Consider the following 20,301-nt stretch of genomic DNA (forward strand, 5'->3'; position numbering starts at 1 on the left):
GCTATCGCATTGTGACCGTGAAACGCGAGTATAATTCATTTTCTGCCTGTAGGTTTTACGTTGTAGAAGTGTCCATTGTGGTTACCGCAGGCGCAGTGTGCATAATTGGAAACAGTTGTTGCGCGGCGGCCTCAATGGTAATGTTTAGCGACTTAATCACAGCGTTCTAAGGGCGTTGGTGTAGTCCATATCGCAATGATTGCGATGCCATCTTAATGATCTTCATGGCGTTTTCACGTGACAAAAAGACAGACTAAAAACAATTCATCTTCAAAAAGCAATGCTTCGAAAAAAACTGCAGCGGGAAAAAGTACAACCAAACGTTCGTGGTTTTTTAAACTGTTCTGGCGTGTATGCCTTATAGGGCTTGTGGTGCTAGGGGCATATGCCTTTTATCTCGACGCACAAATTAAACATGCGTTCTCGGGTAACAAGTGGGAAGTACCTGCGCAAATTTTCGCACGTCCTTTAGAAGTGAGTAAAGGCGAGGAGATAACGCCACAAGAAGTCATTGATGAACTCAATTTGCTGGGCTATCGCAAGGTGGCTTTTGCTGACAGTAGCGGTGAATATAGCTATCAAAACAAGGTGTTAACTGTGCAGCGCCGCGCGTTTCAATTCCCCGAGGGAGCGGAGCCTCTTCGACACTTAGTATTAACGTGGGAAGGGGCGCGTATCGGTGAAATATACGATAAGTCACAAGGCCGTCCCTACGGTTCTGTAAAGTTAGAGCCATGGCTAGTAACACGCATGACGAGCGGCTCTCATGAAGACCGCATGTTAGTGACGTTAGATACTATCCCTGAAATGTTACCTAAAGCGCTGACGCTGGTGGAAGATCGCAATTTTTATAACCACCATGGTGTTGCACCACTTTCAATATTGCGGGCCCTAATGGCGAATATTGCTGCTGGTCGTACGGTTCAAGGTGGTAGCACGCTGACGCAGCAGCTGGTTAAAAACATGTTTTTAACCCGCGAGCGCTCCCTTGTACGCAAGGCTAAAGAGGCCATAATGGCGGTCATTATAGACGCCCGCTACAGCAAGTCTGAGATTATCGAAGCCTATTTAAATGAGGTGTTTTTAGGGCAAAACGGCGACATGGCTGTACATGGATTTGGGCTTGCTAGCTATTTCTACTTTGACCGTCCGGCCAACGAGCTAAGCACGCCCGAAATAGCCACGCTGGTTGCTATTATCAAAGGCCCATCTTATTACAATCCACGAAAGTATGCAGAGCGCACAAAAGAGCGTCGAGATTTAGTACTTCGAATGTTGTTCGATGAAAATGAAATAAACCGTCAAGACTACGAGCGCTATGTGAACATGCCGTTAGGGCTTGCCAGCGGTGCGAGTTTAGCAAGCGGTAAACACCCTGCTTTCATGGAGCAGGTTCGCAAAGAACTCAATGAAATTTTAGCAGAGCCAAGCCTAAGAGACTCGGGCGTTAAAGTGTTTACCACACTGGATATCGTTGCTCAGCGTCGGGCAGAAAAAGCATTATCGGGCACCCTAAATGGCCTGCAAAAAGATAGAAGCGTTCCATTGCAAGGTGCCATGGTAGTCACCGACAGTGCAAGCGGTGAAGTACGCGCTATCGTAGGTGGTAAAGACTTTGCATTTAAAGGTTTTAATCGAGCATTAGATGCTAAGAGGCCAATAGGCTCATTGATTAAACCAGCTGTGTACTTAACTGCCTTAGAAGATCCTACCCAGTTTAACTTGGCTACACCCCTTAAAGACGAGCCAATTACCCTAGAAAGTAGAAACGGCACCGAATGGTCGCCGCAAAACTACGATAAAGAGTTCAGAGGGCAGGTGCCTCTGCTTCAGGGGTTAGTCGAATCTTTGAACGTGCCAACAGTTAATTTAGGCATGCAGATAGGCCTAGATGCGTTAGCCGATACCATTGAGCGGTTAGGGGTTACCACGCCAGTAGATAAAGTACCGTCGTTAACCTTGGGCGCTTTCGAACTAACGCCATTTAGCACAAACCAAATGTATCAAACCCTATCAAACGATGGCCGCTACATACCGCTTCACACGGTGAGCTCTGTGGTTACGGCAGATAATGCATTACTTTGGAAGAAGGCCGAGTTCTTTGCTCAGCGCACGGATGAAGCCGCCACTTACTTACTGAACTACGCCCTGTACAAGGTGACCACAGAAGGTACAGCAAAACGCATAGGCTGGAACTTTGGTAATGTAAATATGGCAGGGAAAACAGGTACAACCGATGATTATCGCGATAGTTGGTTTAGCGGTTTCGACAGAAATAATGTGGTGACCGTTTGGGTCGGCAATGACGATAATCAACCAGTAAATTTAACCGGTGCAGGTGGCGCGCTGCCTGTGTTTGTAAATTATATGAAGTCACAGTCACCGAAGTCTCTATCTAGACGTTTCCCTAAAGGGTTAGGTATTGCACATTTCGATGCGAAGACGGGGGCGGTAGTGGTCGCTGGGTGCGCAGGAAGTTTAAGTGTTCCGGCTATTTTGGATGTACTGCCTCCTGCGCAGCAAGATTGTGCTGGTCGCCCGGTAGACGAAAACGGCGATAAGAAAGAAAAAAGCTGGTGGGAGCGTATATTTGGATAAAAAAGCTCCAGTAAGAAGATAGAAAACACAATCACTTGGCTAGCGTACAGTCCGTGCTTTCTATCTCCCTCTGGAGTTAAGGCCCAGGGAAGGCAAAAATGGGTAGCAGTAGTCGGTTAGGTACCTATTTGTTTTTGTTGCGTTTTCAGTGACCTTTTTGAAGGAATAAGCGTGCTGTTGAAAAAACCAGTGCACTCACTAAAAACGCAATAACGGGGCCGAGTACTACCATAAATAGTGTAGCGGCGGTTAACATTTGCATTCTCCTTATGCGTCGTTATCGTCTGTGCTGACAGGCTCAATTGGCGTAACAGTAATCTCGGCAACCAGCGTATTAGTTTCTTCTACTTCAGGCTCGAAGGTGTGGCTTGCAGTTAATACATCGAATGTCACACCAAGCTCTAAACTTTGCTTCACATCCATCATGGCGCTTTCTACCATGAAGTCTGTATGCGACATAATGTTGTTCTGTGAATCGTTAGCGAATGCTGATGCACTCAAAATGCTAGTTGCCAACGTTAATGCAGTGAAAGTTTTGCGAGCGGTAAACATAGTAATCTCCATAAATGTAAAGTTAGACACTGCACTTGAACATACTGCGTGGCAGCTATCATGTTGCTATAGGTTTCGATAATAAGTCGTTATCAATTAACAATTAGTTTATAGCGAGGGATGTGCCAAGTTAGCGAAATGAGTTAAATTACTGATTTATTTGCTTTTATTTTTTTGAGTATTCAAAGGCAAGGAAATGGATTTAATAAAAAAACTAAAAGTTGGTGTATTTGAAAAATGATGTGGTTGAAATGGCTAACTGTTGAAAAGTGAAGCGCGTTGTCGTTTGCTAATACGCGCTTCAATAAAAAATAGCTGTGCATAGAAGGCATAAGGGAGGGCCAACGTTGGGTAACCCCCATTTATGCGCGACTATTCAGTCTCGAATGAATAGTGCAGATGTTTCACTGCAAATGTTTAATGATTAAGAACGCGTGCTTTTGCGCTTCAATTTTGACGCTGCACTTACAACCAAAGCAATAATGACACCTGCAACAACACCCACTGCGCCATCGGCGAGTATAGACATGACGAGTGTGGCGTCTGGAATAACCCCTGCGAACCAGTCTGTAATTACGTGCAAAAAGCCAATACTATGGGTAAGAATACCTCCACCAACTAAAAACATGGCAACCGTGCCCACAACAGCCAGCGTTTTCATAAGTGCAGGAGCAGTAACCAAAAGCGCTCTGCCAACAAACCGTTGAAGTGTGTTCATCGAACCTGTTAGCGACTTACGAAGCATGTAAAGGCCAACGTCGTCCATCTTGACCAATGCTGCAACCAGGCCATAAACCCCTAACGTAATGGCTAAACTTAACGCCACTAACACGCCAATTTGTGTTGTCAGTGTGGCGTCAGACACGGTGCCAAGTGCAATAACGATAATTTCAGCCGACAGAATAAAGTCGGTGCGAATGGCGCCTTTAATTTTGTCTTTTTCAAACGCGACCATGTCGACATTTTCATGGGTCAATGCGTCTATTCTGGCTTCTCGTGTTATTTCTTCATCATCATGGGGCAGGTATTTGTGCAGAAGTTTTTCAGCACCTTCGAAACATAAATATAGCCCGCCGAGTACGAGCAATACAGTGATAAGTGAGGGGACAAAAGCACTTATCGCTAACGCAGCAGGAACCAATATAGCTTTATTGATAAGCGAGCCCTTTGCTACGGCCCACACAACAGGCAATTCTCTTTCTGCTTTAACGCCTTGGACTTGATCGGCGTTCACCGCTAAATCGTCACCCAAAACCCCCGCTGTTTTTTGCGCAGCGACTTTCGACATGGTTGCAATGTCGTCCATCAATGTTGCTATATCATCAAGTAGGGCAAGTAAGTTAGCTGCTGCCACGTTGAATATCCTTTATTATATATTTATTAGAGAAATAACTACTGAATTGCAGTTTAGCCTACTCAAAACAAAGGTAATATACAACGAAGATAAAGGCCGTTAGATAGCCATTTTTGATAAGGTTACCGAGGCTTCGTGCACATAGAAAGCGTGAGTTGAGAAGAGCATCGTCGTGCTCTTCTCATGTTGACCTTAATTACCCCAAATACTGTTTACTAGTTCTGGGTGATCAACGAAAGGGTAGCGATCATGACAAAATGAATAAAAGTGCTTAATCTAACGGCAAAGAGCATTAAGGAAACCGCAAGGGAAATAGATGCAAATAAACGGGGAGCCAAGTAACAAAATCAGGACCGTGTACAGGGGGCAACTAAATGACTGACAGCCCAGTGCCATCGTTATCTGTACGCTCATATACCAAACAAACGTGTCGCCACAAACATAACTATTTTCAACTGGTGCTGCCCATTAATGGGCATATCTTGATAGAAATCGATGTTTTTCGTGGGCGAGTAGGCGTCGGCGAGGGCGTATGTATTGCGCCTAACGAGGTTCATTATTTTAGTGCTAATGAATTATCAAAATTCATTGTGGCAGACTTGGAATATGTGCCCGTTAGTTTAAATGACAGGCTACACCCTATTTTCCAAGTATCGTCAGCATTGCAAGCGTTTTTGTCATTCGTAGAAATTCAAATTAGTCAGTTTGCAGACCATGGACATGAAGAGATTTTGGCGCTGTTTTTAACCTTGTTAGAGACATCCTTGAAAGGATGTAGCATGGATAAGCGTATCACTCCCGTATTAAGTCATATTCATCGCGATCTTGCCCGAGGCTTTACGCAAGTGAAGTTAGCGCAGATAGCTTGTATGGGAACAACGCAGTTTAAAACGCGTTTCAAAGAAGCTACCGGACTTAGTTTGCGAGACTACCTGGTGAAAGCGAGAATGGAAAAGGCCAAAGCGTTACTGAGAAATACCGATACGCCCATGTTGGGTATAGCTCAGCTAACAGGGTATGAAGATGTTGCAGCATTCAGTCGACGGTTCAAAGCATATTTCGGGCAACCACCTAAGTTTTTTAAGAGAAAGTAGCGGCGCTTGGGCTATTGCTGTTTATTTGGGTATGGCAGATCGCGACAGCTAATTTCGCTTTTCGTCTTTCGGGAGTTTATTGACTCTAGCGTCAATAAAACGCTTGTGATCGTCCATTTTGGTGCATTCTAAGGTGCCACCGGTAATTCCGCTTAAAATCGCCAGCGTTTTGTTAGTGTTACTACTACAATTCACGCGTTTAGTCGGGCGTTTATTTTCGGCGGCTTGTATTTGCTGTGTGCTTGGTCCGCCGAGTTTCGGGCTGTTTTTGCGCTCTTGAAATGCGCTTGCTGCCTGTTCAGCATCTTCAGCGACTTTGTCCCTGTGATACTTTTCAAAATAAAGGGCCGAACCGTCTTTTACCGATAGATTTAGCGAGCCAGCGCGCCGATTTGCATCCTGTGAAAGCGTAGGTATGGGCGTTGCCGGTGTGTTAGTGGGCTTAATGTCGACGGGGGCTTTTTGCGGTTTTGCCTTTGTATTCTCTTTCTGTTGAGGGGCGGGGCGCTCTGTAATTTTAGCTTTAGTATCAACTGCTTCTGTAGGCTTTGAAATGACAGGTTTTAACCTGGTTTCTGGCGTGTTTCGGGAAGCCTCTACCGGTTTGCTTTGTTGGGGGAGAGACTGGGGTTTCGGGGCGGGCGGGTAATACAGTTTGGCGTTTATCTCGGCCGTTTGCTTAGACATAGTGGCGCGTTTTTTTTGAGTATCAATGCTCAGCTGAGAAAGTATGACGACCAAGATAACCCCAATCACGTGTACTAAACCTGAAATCAATAACGGGCGCCATGCCGTTTTCTTAGCAACGGTATGATGTTGTATATAGCGCTCAGGCGCTGAAAATGCGGGAGTGATAGTGGTCATAATATTATTAACAGACCACAGGCTTAATCGAATAGTTCCATCCTAAATTCATCGTACTTTTTAGTCGGCTCACCTCAATATTGCCTCGTATCGCTTCAAAACTGGGCATTTTTTTCAACATGCACCATTGTTGTGCATTATTTTTGTGCAAGCGTATGTGTGAATTGCCTATCTAGCTGATTTTAAATGGTAAATATTTGTGGCATGGCTCTTGGTTTATCTTCGGGTAGTTAGATATTCGACCATTAACACAGAATAACCAAAACAAACTGGGAGCAACTCATGAAACTAGTCACAGCGATCATCAAGCCGTTCAAGCTAGATGATGTTCGTGAAGCCATTTCAGAAATCGGTATCGACGGCTTGACCGTGACCGAAGTGAAAGGCTTTGGACGTCAAAAAGGACACACTGAGCTTTACCGCGGAGCGGAATATCAGGTGGATTTTCTACCTAAAGTCAAACTGGAAATTGCTGTTCAGGATGATCAAGTAGAGCGCCTGGTAGAAGCCATCGTTGGCGCTGCCAAAACAGGCAAAATTGGAGACGGCAAGGTGTTTGTTTATGACCTTGAACACGCCGTTCGTATTCGAACTGGTGAGTCGGATAGCGACGCGCTGTAAGCCACAACGATATATTTGCGGAGAAAACCATAATGGAAATCACTTTTGAACTTGGGTATGCGCTAGATACCTTTTATTTTCTAATCTGCGGTGCACTGGTAATGTGGATGGCTGCAGGTTTTGCGATGCTTGAAGCGGGTCTTGTTCGAGCTAAAAACACCACAGAAATTCTAACTAAAAACGTGGCACTATTTGCTATCGCTTGCACCATGTACATGATTTGCGGTTACGGCATTATGTACGGTGGCGGCGATTGGGGTCCTTTCCTAAGTGGCATTATGGGTGACGGTGCAACGGGTGTTGCCGAAGACCCAGCGACTTATGCGCCTTCTGCTGACTTCTTCTTCCAAGTGGTTTTTGTTGCTACAGCAATGTCTATCGTATCTGGTGCGGTTGCTGAGCGTATGAAGCTTTGGGCTTTCCTTGCATTTGCTGTAGTTATGACGGGCTTTATCTATCCAATGGAAGGTGCTTGGACATGGGGCGGCGAAGCGGTATTTGGTATGTATACCCTTGGCGACCTTGGTTTCTCTGACTTTGCAGGCTCAGGTATTGTTCACATGGCCGGTGCTGCAGCAGCGCTTGCTGGTGTACTCGTTCTTGGTGCGCGTAAAGGTAAATACACTGCAGATGGCAAAGTAAATGCTATCCCTGGTGCTAACCTGCCGCTGGCAACGTTAGGTACATTCATCCTTTGGATGGGTTGGTTTGGTTTTAACGGTGGTTCAGTACTGGCTACTGCCACGGTTGAAAGTGCAAACTCAGTAGCAATCGTATTTATGAACACGAATGCTGCAGCTGCAGGTGGTGCAATTGCTGCACTTATCGTTGCACGCATCTTGTTTGGTAAAGCTGACTTAACAATGGTACTTAACGGTGCGCTGGCTGGTCTTGTTGCTATCACAGCAGAGCCGTCTACGCCAACACCTCTGCAAGCTACGCTATTTGGCGGCCTTGGCGGTATCTTAGTCGTACTTAGCATTGTTGCACTAGACAAAGTTAAAATTGACGACCCAGTAGGTGCTATCTCAGTGCACGGTGTGGTAGGTCTTCTTGGTCTAATCCTTGTACCTTTCACAAACGACGGTTCAAGTATCACAGGTCAGCTAATTGGTGCCGCGACTATCTTTGTATGGGTATTTGTAGTGAGCCTTATCGTGTGGCTAGTGATTAAAGCGGTGATGGGTGTACGTGTGAGCGAAGAAGAAGAGTTCGACGGCGTAGACATGAGCGAATGTGGTCTGGAAGCATACCCAGACTTCACAAGCGGCCGTTCGTAAGAGAGTCTCGATTAGGCAAAGCAATAATTACAACAATAATGTCTTATTACTTCCTTTTAAGCCCCGCAATTGCGGGGCTTTTTTCGTTAAGGTAGCCGTATTCACGGCGTCGGAATAGTGAAAAAAGGCACTGTAGAAAAGGGCCTAGGCGTAATGTGACAATAACGCTACACTATGAAGCAATCTGCTCATGCAAGGCCCTAAATAACCTTCGCAGTAAACAAAGGAACATTATGACTGCAAACGTACGACTTCTCTCTTTGGTACTTGTACTTTTTAGTGTTAATTGCTTAGGCTACGACAGGGTAACCGGGCAGCCTTTTGCCAGTCGCTCTGAGGTTATTGCGAAAAACGGGATGGCAGCAACCAGTCAGCCGTTAGCTACACAAGTGGCGCTCGATATTTTAAGGCAAGGCGGTAGCGCGGTAGATGCTGCTATTGCAGCCAATGCAATGCTAGGTTTAGTTGAGCCCACGGGAAGCGGTGTAGGCGGTGATTTATTTGCTATTGTTTGGGATGCCAAAGCAGAAAAGCTCGTAGGGCTAAACGCTTCAGGCCGTTCTCCAAGGCAGTTAACAAAAGACGTTTTTGCCGAACGCGGGTTGCATCAAATACCTAAATTTGGCCCACTTCCGGTCTCGGTGCCCGGTGCCGTAGACGGTTGGTTTATGCTTCATGATAAGTTTGGCAAGCTGCCCATGTCCACGTTGCTTACGCCTGCTATCAAATATGCCCGAGAAGGGTTTCCCGTGTCTGAGGTTATTGCTTACTACTGGCAAATGAATTACGAGCGTATTGGTCATTACGATGGGTTTGCGGACACCTTTTTGCTTGACGGCAAAGTGCCGCAAAAAGGAGATGTTTTTAAAAATCCGGGGTTGGCGGTAACTTACGAAAAGATTGCCACAGGTGGGCGCGACGCATTTTACAAAGGCGATATCGCGCGTACGATTGATGCCTATATGAAATCTCAAGGGGGCTATTTATCATATCAAGACTTATCGTCGCATACCTCTGAGTGGGTCGAGCCGGTTTCGGCGAATTATCGAGGCTACGACGTCTGGGAGCTACCGCCTAACGGACAAGGCATTGCCGCCTTACAAATACTCAATATATTAGAACACTACGATATTGAGGGTATGGGCTTTAATTCTGCCGATTATATCCACACTTTTGTTGAAGCCAAAAAGCTTGCCTTTGAAGACCGTGCAAAGTTTTATGCGGACCCCGATTTCAACGAAATCCCTGTCGACTGGCTCATTTCTAAAGAATACGCTGCTAAGCGCAAAACGCTCATTGATAACGAGCGGGCAGCAAACCGTGTCGATGCAGGTATTTACGAAGGCGATACCATCTACCTCACTGTGGCTGACAAAGACGGCAATATGGTGTCGCTTATACAGAGCAACTACCGCGGCATGGGTTCAGGAATGACGCCGCCCGGGCTAGGCTTTGTACTGCAAAACAGAGGTGAAATGTTTACGCTTGAAGAGGGCCATTTCAATGAATACCGGCCAGGTAAAAGACCTTTTCACACGATTATTCCGGCTTTTGTCACGAGAAATGGTAAACCTGTTTTAAGTTTTGGCGTAATGGGGGGCGGTACTCAGCCTCAAATGCATGCCCAGATTATCGTGAATATTCTCGACTTTGGCATGAACCTGCAAGAAGCTGGCGATGCGCCTAGAATACTCCACAGCGGTTCGAGCAGCCCAACAGGCGCGCTCATGACCGATGGTGGCTTTGTGAGTTTAGAATCAGGGTTTAGTGAGACGGTGCAGCGGGAGCTGATGGAGCGAGGTCATAAGCTTCAGCGTGTAGTGGGAGCCTTTGGTGGTTACCAAGCTATTGCGTGGGATGAGCAGAAAGGCGTTTATTTCGGTGCCTCGGAAAGCCGAAAAGATGGACAAGCCGCAGGCTATTAAGCACACTAGGGTAAAGAATAAACAGTAAGTTCTATGCAATAATAAGGCACTGCTTCGCGAGAAATGGTTTTCAAGCTTGAATCAGTAGTCATAACGTAAGTAGGGTTCACTTTACGCGAGTAGCGAATTTTACAAAGACGTCAATAATAACAAGAGCAGCGATGACACAACCACAAAAAGGCCTCTGCGCTGAGCCAAATTTACATGCACAGTACTTGTTACTGAATGTCATTGATGATGATAGCCAAGCGGTGCGCGCTAAACTCTCTCGCGTGCTGGATATTTTCGAGCATTTCGAAAATGAGCATTATGAAGCCATGGTGACAGGGGTCGTTGCGATTGGCACTAACTATTGGGCAGAGGTATACCCTGGCCTCATCCCTATAGAACTTGCCCCTTTCCCTGATATGCAGTGTGAAGATAGAAGCGCGCCGACTATGCCATGCGATCTGTTTATTCAAATTCGCGCTGACCGATTAGATATCTGCCATGCGGTGGGTATTGAAGTGATGGATCTATTGCGTATTCACGTAGAGCTAGTTGAGCAAATTCGCGGCTTTAGATACTTGGATGGGCGGGATCTCAACGGGTTCTTATACGGGGCTGATAATCCCCGGGGTATGAAGCGCCGTAAAGTCGGTATCATTGGCGAAGACGACCCTGATTTTAGCGGTGGTAGCTACGTTCATATACAGCGTTATCGACATGATTTGCGCCGCTGGAATAGCCTTTCAAGTCGACAGCAAGAACAAGTTATGGGGACGACCCAAGAGCATAACTTGGTAAGCAGTGAGCAATCCGAATCATCCCATAGTGTTAGAGCGAGCACCGTCGCCCCCGATGGCGATGAGCCTAGGTTAATTAAACAAGGCATGCCTTATGGGGATATGGCATCACAAGGCTTGTTTTTCGTTAGTTGTAGTGCAAGCGCTCGGCCATTTAAGCAGATGCTTCATAGCCAAATTTATGGCAACGGAGAAGGGGATTACGATCGTTGGTTAGACTTTACCAGTGCAGAGACAGGCGCAGCTTTCTTTGCGCCATCAATAACCTTTATTCGTCAGCAAGCCAAACTATCTGATGTTTAACGTGAAGTATAATAATTAAACTTCAAAAAAGGGCCTGCACGTGAAGTAGGCGGTACTTTGAAAACACCGTTAAAGCACTAATGCACCGTCCCAATCATCTTTAAGATCTAAACTTCTATAAATTCGGCATACATCAAGGTGATGATGTACAAGTGAGTCATCAGGGCTAATGGCAAGGGCTGTCTCGAAAAAGGCAATGGCCTCTTCCCATTGTTGATTAATTCTGCATGCTAAGCCTGCAGCAACCTTAGTTTGTACGGCCAGCTTTTTAGCTTGCTCTTCCTCTGATAGGTGACTTAATACCTCGTATATCTCAATCGGGGCTTTGCGACCCTTAACTCTAACCCAATCCAGTAACCGAGTTTTTACTGGATAGCCGGGCCCTATAATTTGAAGTAGTTGGGCGCTTACAATAATATCGGCCTGGTATTTAGGGGTTAGCGCCTCTAATCGTGAAGCAATATTCACACTATCGCCGATAACGGTGGTATCCATTCTATCTTCAGAGCCTACAGTACCCATAATAACGGGGCCAAAATGAATACCAATTCCCATATTGATGGGTTCGTAACTGCTGTTTTTTCTATGCCCGTTGTAGATGGTTAATGCTTTGCGTAAATCAAGGGCAGCTTGAACGGCATCCAAGGCTTTTTGCTGCGGTGTACCGCCTTGATGGTCGAATAACGCCATAATGGCGTCACCCATAAACTTATCAATAAAACCGCGGTTTTGGTGAATAGGGTCGTTCATTCGGGTGAAGTAAGAATTGAGGAAGTTCATCAATTCCTGGGGGGTTATCCTTTCAGAGAAACCGGCAAACCCGCGGATATCACAAAACATAATGGCAACATCGTTTTCAGCAGCATAGCCGAGGCCGAGCGAGTCCACTTCAGTGTTCGCCATGTGTTCAACGAATTGCCTAGGTACAAATTTTTGGAAGGTTTGGTTGAGCTCTAACGCTTCGTCAGCAGCAGCTTGAAAACGTGCTTCGTCGGCTGCTTGAAGGGTAGCGACCCGAGTGCTTGCACTGCGAGAGAGCGCTTTTTTTAGACGGTACTTAAAGCGTCTGCTGCGTCTGATATACAGGAAAGTAATTGCCGTGCTGTAAATTACAAGTGCGCATAGTGCGCTTGTCTGCCAATCCATTGTTAACCACACCTTTCAACTTCTTATAAATATAGAGCTACTAGGGATAGCCCAAAAGGAATTTAAGATACGTTTAAGAAAAGTATAAAGAAGAGAACGGCACTAGCACATTACTTTTGATTACATTTACATTCTGCTAGCGCCGGACTTTTATTAACAATTAAGAGGACATTAACTTATAACGTTGAGAATACCTTGTCTGCCGCAGCAAGCGTCTTCTCAATAACTTCAGCGTCGTGGGCTTTTGAAACAAAACCTGCTTCATAAGAGGCAGGTGCCAGGTAGACGCCTTGTTCTAACATACCGTGGTAAAACTTATTGAACTGTTCGGTATTACAGTTAATGGCCTGCTTATAGTTGGTAACTTTCTCTACGTCAGTAAAGAATATCCCAAACATACTGCCCGCAATATTAGTAGTTAGGCTAATATTGTGCTTATCTGCTAGGTCTTGGAAACCGTCCACCAAAGCTTGGGTGTTTTCAAAGATAGAGTCGTACAGGCCTGGCTGTTTAATTTGCGTCAATGCGGCAAGGCCTGCAGCCATAGCAACTGGGTTACCTGACAATGTGCCCGCCTGATAGACTGGGCCAGTTGGGGCAATGTGGGTGATAATATCGCGGCGTCCACCGAAGCAGCCCACCGGCATACCACCACCAATCACTTTACCTAAACAGGTTAAGTCAGGTTTTACGTTGAAGCGCTCTTGCGCGCCGCCGCGAGAAACGCGGAAACCAGTCATAACCTCATCAAAAATCAAAACGCTGCCGTATTGGTCACAGATAGCGCGTAGCCCTTCTAAGAACCCTTCTACAGGCGGAATGCAGTTCATGTTACCGGCTACAGGCTCAACAATAATGCACGCGATATCATCGCCGTGAGTTTCGAAAATCTCTTTTACGCTGTCTAGGTTGTTAAATTCAACGGTAAGCGTGTGCTCTGCCACGTTTGCCGGCACGCCAGGGGAGCTAGGAACGCCAAGAGTGAGCGCGCCAGACCCCGCTTTCACCAACAATGAGTCGGCATGACCGTGGTAACAACCTTCAAATTTCACAATCTTGTTTCTGCTGGTGTAACCACGAGCAAGGCGAATAGCTGACATGGTGGCTTCAGTACCTGAATTTACCATGCGTACCATTTCCATAGATGGCACCATTTCGCTTACCAATTCAGCCATAATTACTTCGGCTTCAGTTGGCGCGCCGAAAGAAAGGCCACTGCAAGATGCCTCTATGACTGCTTCGCGAATTGGGGCGTTGTTGTGGCCAAGGATCATTGGGCCCCAAGACTGGATGTAGTCGATGTATTGCTTGCCATCCGCATCCCACATGTAAGCGCCGTCTGCTTTAGTAATAAAGCGAGGAGTACCGCCCACCGCCTTAAAAGCGCGAACAGGTGAATTTACGCCACCGGGAATGGTTTTTTGGGCGCGGGTAAATAGGGCTTCAGATTTTTGCATGTAATTACTTACTCTTGTTGCTGTACCAAACCACATCGCGTTCGTACTTGGTGAGAAGGTTTTCTACCCCAAGTGTTAATGCAAATAATGCCATTCTCACAAGCACACCGTTATCGGTTTGCCTAAAAATGGCGAGGTTCGGATTAAGGTTTAGATCGTTATCTAATTCGTTGGCTTCCATACGTGAATCGCGAGGAAGTGGATGCATAATAACGGTCTTTGACTGAAAGTGTTTGGTGTAAATAGACTGATTAAGTCTAAATTTACCACGGTATTTGTTGGCTTCTTCTTGCGATGGAAAGCGCTCTTCCTGAATGCGGGTTTGATAGCAGATATCTGCATCCATATTCCCTTCAAGGGTGTCAGTAATGGTAAGTTGGTGGCCGGCATTTTCAATCGCATCAATGATGGGCTGGGGCATCGCCAGCTCTTTTGGCGAAATAAGCGTAAAGCGGATATTGTTAAACAAGCACAAAAGGCGCGATAGAGAGTGTACCGTGCGCCCGTATCTTAAGTCCCCAATCATGGCAATGTGCAAACCGTCAATGCCGTGACCATTGTATTCCAATTCCCGTTTAATTGTGAAAAGGTCAAGCAGCGCCTGAGTAGGGTGCTCGTTCGCGCCGTCGCCCCCATTGATTACCGGTACGCGGCTGCCTTCTGCAAACTCAGCTACGGAGCCTGCCGCGGGGTGGCGCATGGCGATAATGTCGGAGTAGCCGCTTAACACACGTGCCGTATCGTAAAGCGACTCCCCTTTTGCTAGCGCCGAACTCGACATGCCGGTAGTTTCTCTTACCTCGCCGCCTAATAGATTAAAGGCAGTCCCGAAACTCACTCGGGTACGAGTGCTAGGTTCAAAGAAAAGGTTACCGAGAATAGCGCCATCAAGCACCGTGGTGCGCTTTTGCCGCGTGGCATAGGGCTTCATAGAATTGGCAACTGAGAAGACTTTCTCAATGGCCTCGCGATCGAATTGATTAACCGAAAGAATGTGGTTACCGGTAAAGTCAGACATGCGCTTCTCAATCATCAACGAAAACGGCGCTAGTGTATAATACCCCTTCATACAAGTCATTAGGGCACAGGCATCTTTACCCTACGTTTTTTAAAGCTAGGTACGAGGCAGATGTGGCTTTTAACATATCATTACAGGGAACTACGTGAGCCGGATTGCTGCGTATAATGTGTAAAGAGTAAAAGAATTTTTTCCGCTGCTTGTGCCACGTGTGACTGAATTTCTTCATTCGAAAGTGGCGATTGAATGCCACAAAGCATCATGGTGTGATAATCACCTTTTAACAACGAGCAATAGTCACACGCTAGCTGGTGAGCGAGGTCGTGATTTAAGCTGCCTCGACCAAACGTCTCAATCACATCGCTTAATGTCTCAAGTGACGCTTCAGGGCCAGCCTGATAAAACAGCGTTGCGACATGGGGGTTGTTTACTGCCTCTGCAATGATGACGCGAAAAATGGCGATGGCGTCTGGGTCTTGCAACAATCGCATAAACTGATGGCCTACTTTTTGTAAACATTCAAATAGTGAAAGGGCGTTTGAGGTTGCGTTGATAAGTTGCTGGGTATCGAGCTGATATGACCGGCATTTCGAGGTAATTGCCGCCTTAAATAAAGCGTCTTTGCTTTCAAAGTGGGAATAGACCGTCTGTTTAGATACACCAGAGGCCTTCGCGACGGTGTCCATTGAGGTGTTAGCGAACCCTTCTTTCAAGAAAAGGCGAGAAGCCGCATGCAAAATCATGTGATATTTTTCTTCACTCTTTGGTCGACCTTGCTTTTTTATCGTAGGCAATGCACTTCTCACTATTTGTTAAATATTTATATATCAAACTGGACGGTCTAGTATTAATATACTAGCATAGCTCAATAAGTATGCAAATGTGGTCTAGAGCGTGCTCTAGAATAGTTAAGGGATTCATTATGTCAGCTGCGGCGTCGCTTGCTAAAAGTGGCAAGCTAATACTCGTTATTTCTATTGTCGTGTTTATTGCAGCTCTGGTTGTACTTCTTATGACCGCAGGCTTAGGCAACGCAACGCAAGCCCCAGAAGCACGATTGCCTGTTGCCGTATCCACAGGCACCATCAAAATACAATCGGGTTTCGAAACACCAATTAATGTCTTTGGCCTGGTTGAATCGCCTAAAGCTGCATCCCTGTCTTTTGACGTGGCGGGTCAAGTCACCACACTACTTGTTGAAGAGGGAGATGTGGTTAGCCAAGGCGACATCTTAGCGCGACAAGATTTACAGCGCCTCAATGCGAGAAAGCGCGAACTTCAGGCCTCTCTTGAACGCGCTAACGCCGACCTGGCACTTACTCAAGTTAACAGTGATAGAACGACATCACTGGTTGAGAGAAAACTGGAGTCAGCGCAGCGTCTTGACGAGGTAAAAGCCAGCCTGAATGTCGCAAAAGCGCAGGTTAGCGAAATCAAGGCTACGCTGAATTCCCTTAATGTTGAAATGCGCAAAGCCACACTTATTTCTCCTTTTGACGGCGTAGTCAATCGCCGTTTTTTAGATGAAGGCAGTGTCGTAAACGCTGGAAGCCCTGTGTTTGGGCTCACTAGTATCGAGAACTATCAAGCGCGGTTTGCTGTTCCAGCCGACGTTATTGATCAGTTTGAGGTGAATGAGCCCGTTCTTGTAAAAGTCGGTGACATAAACGTAGCAGGTACTGTCACGCAGCGTCTTCCCATTCGCAACGTGCAAACCAGAACTGTTGATATTCTTGTCACATTGAACAGTAACGAGCGAGTTCGACCGGGCGATATGGCTATTTTATCTGGCTTTCGTTCTCATACAGAGACCGGAGCTTGGTTGCCAGTTAATGCGTTAAGTAACGGGCTACGCGGGTTGTGGCGTGTGTTTGTATTATCAAATGAGAAAAATACCACCCTAGAAGCGCGTATTGTTGAAGTGGTGTATACCGACGGCAATAATGCGTTTGTTCGCGGTGCGCTCAAAGACGGCGAAATTTATGTCAATGAAGGCACTCATAAGCTGGCTCCCGGGCAAATGGTGTCTATTCCAAGCCAGCATAAAGCTGGGGCGCGCTAGTGAAAACCTTCAACTTTGATAAAGACAAATCGTACCCGTGGTACACGCTTTTTTACCGCCGAGGACACCTGTTGGTGTTAAGCCTGCTTATTCTTATAACCGCTGGCCTTTCCGCCTTAGGCTCACTTCCACGTATAGAAGATCCACGAATAGATACCCGAAATGCACTTATCATAACGCAATATCCAGGTGCTTCAGCTGAACGAGTAGAAGCCTTAGTGAGTGACGTACTTGAAGATAGGCTAAGGGAAATCTCCGAAATTAAGGAAGTAAAGTCTACCTCTCGCGCAGGTATTTCAATCATTTTAATTGAAACGCAAGACTGGATTAACAATACCAGTAACGAGCAACTTTTCAGTGAAATTCGCGATGCGATTGGGGCGGCAGCGGAATTATTCCCGGAAGGTGCAATGGCGCCTATCTTCGATGAAAAGCGCGGGGCTACCGCATTCACCTTACTGCTTTCTGTTCGCGCCGAACACTTTGAAAATACACCTATTACGCTAACCGCCCGCCTAGCCCAAGAGCTCACCGACAGGCTGCGTAACGTAAGTGGAACCGAATTGGTTCGCGTCTATGGCGCGCCTGAAGAGGAAATAAGCGTTAATATCGACCCAATTAAACTTGCAGCCACCGGCCTCAACCTGCAGCAGGTCAGTGCGTTAATTCGTCGCGCCGACCCTAAGCTTCCCGCAGGCATGCTAAACACACAACAAAGCAATTTGCGTTTTACCGTGGGTGAGGGACTTAACGGCGTAAATATGATTGCTTCAATTCCTTTGGTTAACCAGCAAGGCCGCTATTTACGTGTCGAAGACGTTGCTACGGTAGAGCGAGGCTACAAAACGCCACGCAATGAAGTGGCCTTTTTAAACGGTGAAGAATCAATTTTTGTTGCAGCGCGAATGCAGCCTTCTCTTCGCTCGGATGTATGGACAAAAAACGCGCTAGCGGTGGTGGAGCAGTTTAACCGGGATTTTAGTGGTACTTTAACGGCCACTGTGGCGTTTGAGCAAAATGAGTACACCGCCACTCGCCTAGCCGACTTATCTATGAATCTGTTGATGGGTTGTGCAGTAGTTATGCTGGTTATTTTGCTTTTCATGGGCTTTCGCGCTGCGTGGATTGTGGGGCTTGCATTACCTTTGTGCGCGGCGTTTGCGCTATTTTCGTTAAGTTTTTACAACGAGCAAATTCACCAGATGTCTATTTTCGGCATGATCATCGCCATCGGCTTGCTTATAGACAACGCGATTGTTATCACCGACGAGATACGCATTAATTTGCAAGATTCGAATTTAACGCGGGTTGGGGCTATGGCGAAAAGTGTGTCTCACTTATTTGCTCCCCTTTTAGCGTCAACCCTTACCACTATCTTGGGCTTTATGCCTATCTTTTTGCTAGACGGAAACATCGGTGATTTCGTAGGGCCAATTGCGATAAGCGTGGTCATGGCGTTAATTGGTTCGCTGTTCATTTCCCTTACGATAATTGCTGCGCTTGCCGCCCGTTTCTTACCAAAAAACGATGGTGAATCTGCACAGGGTATGGCGTCGCAATCATGGTGGAAAGTGGGCCTTCAAGCACCGAATCTCAGTCTTGCGTTTAAACGGCAGCTTGGCCGATGGATTAAACAGCCTGTTTTAGTGCTGTCTGTTATCGCAGTGCTTTGCTTGTCGGGGTTCGTGCTATCGGGAACCTTAGCCAACGTGTTCTTCCCTAGTGCAGACAGAGATCAGTTTGAAGTGTATTTGTGGACGAAAGAGGGAAGCAGTCTCGACAATACCACCGCCTACGTTAAAAAAATTGATAGCGCGATACGCGCAGAGCAAAGTGTAAAGCAAGTAAGTTGGCTGGTGGGCGGCTCGGCCCCTTCAGTGTATTACAATCAAATGATGACCCGCGATAACATGCCGTATTTTGCTAATGCGGTGGTATCGACTGATACCGTAGAAGATGCGGTCAACCTTGTAGGCAAGTTACAGCGAGACCTTGATATTGCCTATCCGAAAGTACAAATTGTTGTTCGCGCCTTTGGTCAAGGCCCGCCTATAGCGGCGCCGGTGGAAGTAGAGATCTTTGGCCCAGACCTTAACATCCTAAACGACCTAGGGGATAAGGTGCGCATGTTAATGTCACAAGTAGACGGTATTTCCCAGTCAACTGCCAGTATCTCTATGGGCGAGCCAGAATTAAAAATTAACGCTGATAGCGACAACTTATCGTATTTAGGTTTGACTCTGTCTGAACTTGCCAATCAAATGCAGATTAACTTTTCGGGAATAACTGGCGGCTCGGTGTTAGAAAGCACAGAAGAGATCCCTGTTCGCGTTAGGCTTGATGAGGCATTTAGGCAAAATGTAACGGGCGTCGATGCGATGCCTATTCCAGTGGCCGGTAACAACGCTATTTCTTGGTCGCCGCTTGCCGCCGTGACGCATTTGTCGCTACAGCCTGCTACTAGCAGTATTACCCGGGTCGATGGAGAGAGGCTAAATAGAATTCAGGCATTTTTATTACCCGGCGTACCGGCCATAGATGCCAGTAATCATTTGCGTGACTTGTTAGAAAGCCGTCTCATTCTGCCCGAGGGCTATCGAATTCACTTAGCGGGAGATGCCGACGAGCAACAGCAGGCGCTAGGTAAGCTTGCCACCTATGCTCCGGTGCTATTGGTGTTGATGGTAACCACGTTAATCTTAACGTTTACCAGTCTTCGTTTGGCTGGCGTTATTGGCCTAGTGGCCATACTGTCGGTGGGGTTGGGTATGTTTAGCTTATGGATTTCTGGTTTACCCGTAGGCTTCAATCCGCTACTTGGCTGCGCCGGGCTTATTGGTGTTGCTATTAATGGGTCTATCGTGGTGATTGCCGCGATAAACGCCAACCCAAAAGCGAAGCAGGGCGACACTAAAGCTATTGTTGAAGAAACCATGAGCTGCAGCCGTCATATTCTGTCGACAACCTTTACCACGGTGGGGGGCTTAATTCCTTTATTACTCTTTAGCGAAGGGAGCTTCTGGCCGCCGTTGGCAGTGGTGCTGGCAGGGGGCGTTGGGTTCTCTGTGATATTGTCGTTAGTTTTTACCCCTACCATAGTGGCGGCGTTTCAAAGATATCGATATAGAAATCACACATTGGCATAATTTTACGGTTAAACTATCCCTTTTTACTAAACGTATAAGTCAGGCTTATTAGCGTATGCGAAAATCAAACCCCTTATTGCGCTGGTGGCATACTGA

Annotated in this window: 15 protein-coding genes; 8 read left to right on the forward strand and 7 right to left on the reverse strand. The window is 46.5% G+C overall.

Annotated elements, in window-relative coordinates; genetic code table 11:
- Window positions 1-237: 237 nt before the first annotated feature.
- A complete protein-coding gene (gene mrcB / locus MADE_RS02255) occupies window positions 238-2,598 on the forward strand; it encodes a penicillin-binding protein 1B (protein WP_012516982.1) in 2,361 nt (786 codons plus the stop codon).
- A gap of 267 nt (window positions 2,599-2,865) precedes the next feature.
- On the opposite strand, the gene MADE_RS02260 is transcribed toward mrcB, so the two are convergent.
- Both MADE_RS02260 and MADE_RS02265 read right to left on the reverse strand, forming a co-directional pair.
- Window positions 2,866-3,150 carry a hypothetical protein gene (locus MADE_RS02260; RefSeq protein WP_012516984.1) on the reverse strand — a complete coding sequence of 95 codons (285 nt, stop codon included), beginning with the start codon at window positions 3,148-3,150 and terminating at the stop codon, window positions 2,866-2,868.
- A gap of 424 nt (window positions 3,151-3,574) precedes the next feature.
- Window positions 3,575-4,504: a DUF808 domain-containing protein gene (locus MADE_RS02265; protein ID WP_012516985.1), complete on the reverse strand. Its 930-nt coding sequence runs from the start codon at window positions 4,502-4,504 to the stop codon at window positions 3,575-3,577.
- A gap of 374 nt (window positions 4,505-4,878) precedes the next feature.
- Between MADE_RS02265 and MADE_RS02270 the strand changes: the two genes are divergently transcribed.
- Window positions 4,879-5,598 (forward strand): AraC family transcriptional regulator, encoded by a 720-nt coding sequence (locus tag MADE_RS02270; RefSeq protein ID WP_012516986.1) that lies wholly within the window; start codon window positions 4,879-4,881, stop codon window positions 5,596-5,598.
- A 48-nt stretch (window positions 5,599-5,646) separates the two neighbouring features.
- Here MADE_RS02270 and MADE_RS02275 read toward each other — a convergent pair whose 3' ends face one another.
- The gene (locus MADE_RS02275) at window positions 5,647-6,462 is read right to left on the reverse strand and encodes a hypothetical protein (RefSeq protein ID WP_012516987.1); all 816 of its coding nucleotides are present in this window, start codon (window positions 6,460-6,462) and stop codon (window positions 5,647-5,649) included.
- Window positions 6,463-6,744: 282 nt separating this feature from the next.
- Here MADE_RS02275 and glnK point away from each other — a divergent pair, with 282 nt between their 5' ends.
- The 4 genes from glnK (at window position 6,745) to MADE_RS02295 (ending at window position 11,376) form a co-directional block, all read left to right on the forward strand.
- Window positions 6,745-7,083 (forward strand): P-II family nitrogen regulator, encoded by a 339-nt coding sequence (glnK, locus tag MADE_RS02280; RefSeq protein ID WP_012516988.1) that lies wholly within the window; start codon window positions 6,745-6,747, stop codon window positions 7,081-7,083.
- A 32-nt stretch (window positions 7,084-7,115) separates the two neighbouring features.
- Window positions 7,116-8,363, forward strand: coding sequence for an ammonium transporter (locus MADE_RS02285; protein WP_012516989.1), 1,248 nt, complete (start codon window positions 7,116-7,118; stop codon window positions 8,361-8,363).
- A gap of 233 nt (window positions 8,364-8,596) precedes the next feature.
- Window positions 8,597-10,288 carry a gamma-glutamyltransferase gene (gene ggt / locus MADE_RS02290; RefSeq protein WP_012516990.1) on the forward strand — a complete coding sequence of 564 codons (1,692 nt, stop codon included), beginning with the start codon at window positions 8,597-8,599 and terminating at the stop codon, window positions 10,286-10,288.
- A gap of 161 nt (window positions 10,289-10,449) precedes the next feature.
- Window positions 10,450-11,376, forward strand: a complete 927-nt coding sequence (locus MADE_RS02295) for a Dyp-type peroxidase (protein ID WP_012516991.1) — start codon at window positions 10,450-10,452, stop codon at window positions 11,374-11,376.
- 69 nt (window positions 11,377-11,445) lie between these two features.
- Here the strand turns inward: MADE_RS02295 and MADE_RS02300 are convergent, their stop codons facing one another.
- From MADE_RS02300 to MADE_RS02315, 4 genes are all read right to left on the reverse strand, one after another.
- Window positions 11,446-12,522 (reverse strand): adenylate/guanylate cyclase domain-containing protein, encoded by a 1,077-nt coding sequence (locus MADE_RS02300; protein ID WP_012516992.1) that lies wholly within the window; start codon window positions 12,520-12,522, stop codon window positions 11,446-11,448.
- Window positions 12,523-12,698: 176 nt separating this feature from the next.
- Entirely contained in the window at window positions 12,699-13,979 is a 1,281-nt protein-coding gene (hemL, locus tag MADE_RS02305) for a glutamate-1-semialdehyde 2,1-aminomutase (RefSeq protein WP_012516993.1), read from the reverse strand.
- Window positions 13,980-13,983: 4 nt separating this feature from the next.
- A complete protein-coding gene (locus MADE_RS02310) occupies window positions 13,984-14,997 on the reverse strand; it encodes an aspartate carbamoyltransferase (protein ID WP_012516994.1) in 1,014 nt (337 codons plus the stop codon).
- 131 nt (window positions 14,998-15,128) lie between these two features.
- Window positions 15,129-15,740: a TetR/AcrR family transcriptional regulator gene (locus MADE_RS02315; protein WP_012516995.1), complete on the reverse strand. Its 612-nt coding sequence runs from the start codon at window positions 15,738-15,740 to the stop codon at window positions 15,129-15,131.
- Between the two features lie 179 nt (window positions 15,741-15,919).
- Between MADE_RS02315 and MADE_RS02320 the strand changes: the two genes are divergently transcribed.
- Window positions 15,920-17,059, forward strand: a complete 1,140-nt coding sequence (locus tag MADE_RS02320) for an efflux RND transporter periplasmic adaptor subunit (RefSeq protein WP_012516996.1) — start codon at window positions 15,920-15,922, stop codon at window positions 17,057-17,059.
- A complete protein-coding gene (locus MADE_RS02325) occupies window positions 17,059-20,205 on the forward strand; it encodes an efflux RND transporter permease subunit (protein ID WP_012516997.1) in 3,147 nt (1,048 codons plus the stop codon). The genes MADE_RS02320 and MADE_RS02325 overlap by 1 nt, the downstream gene beginning before the upstream one ends.
- Window positions 20,206-20,301: the final 96 nt, after the last annotated feature.

The organism is Alteromonas mediterranea DE (genome assembly GCF_000020585.3).
GTDB classification, from domain to species: domain Bacteria; phylum Pseudomonadota; class Gammaproteobacteria; order Enterobacterales; family Alteromonadaceae; genus Alteromonas; species Alteromonas mediterranea.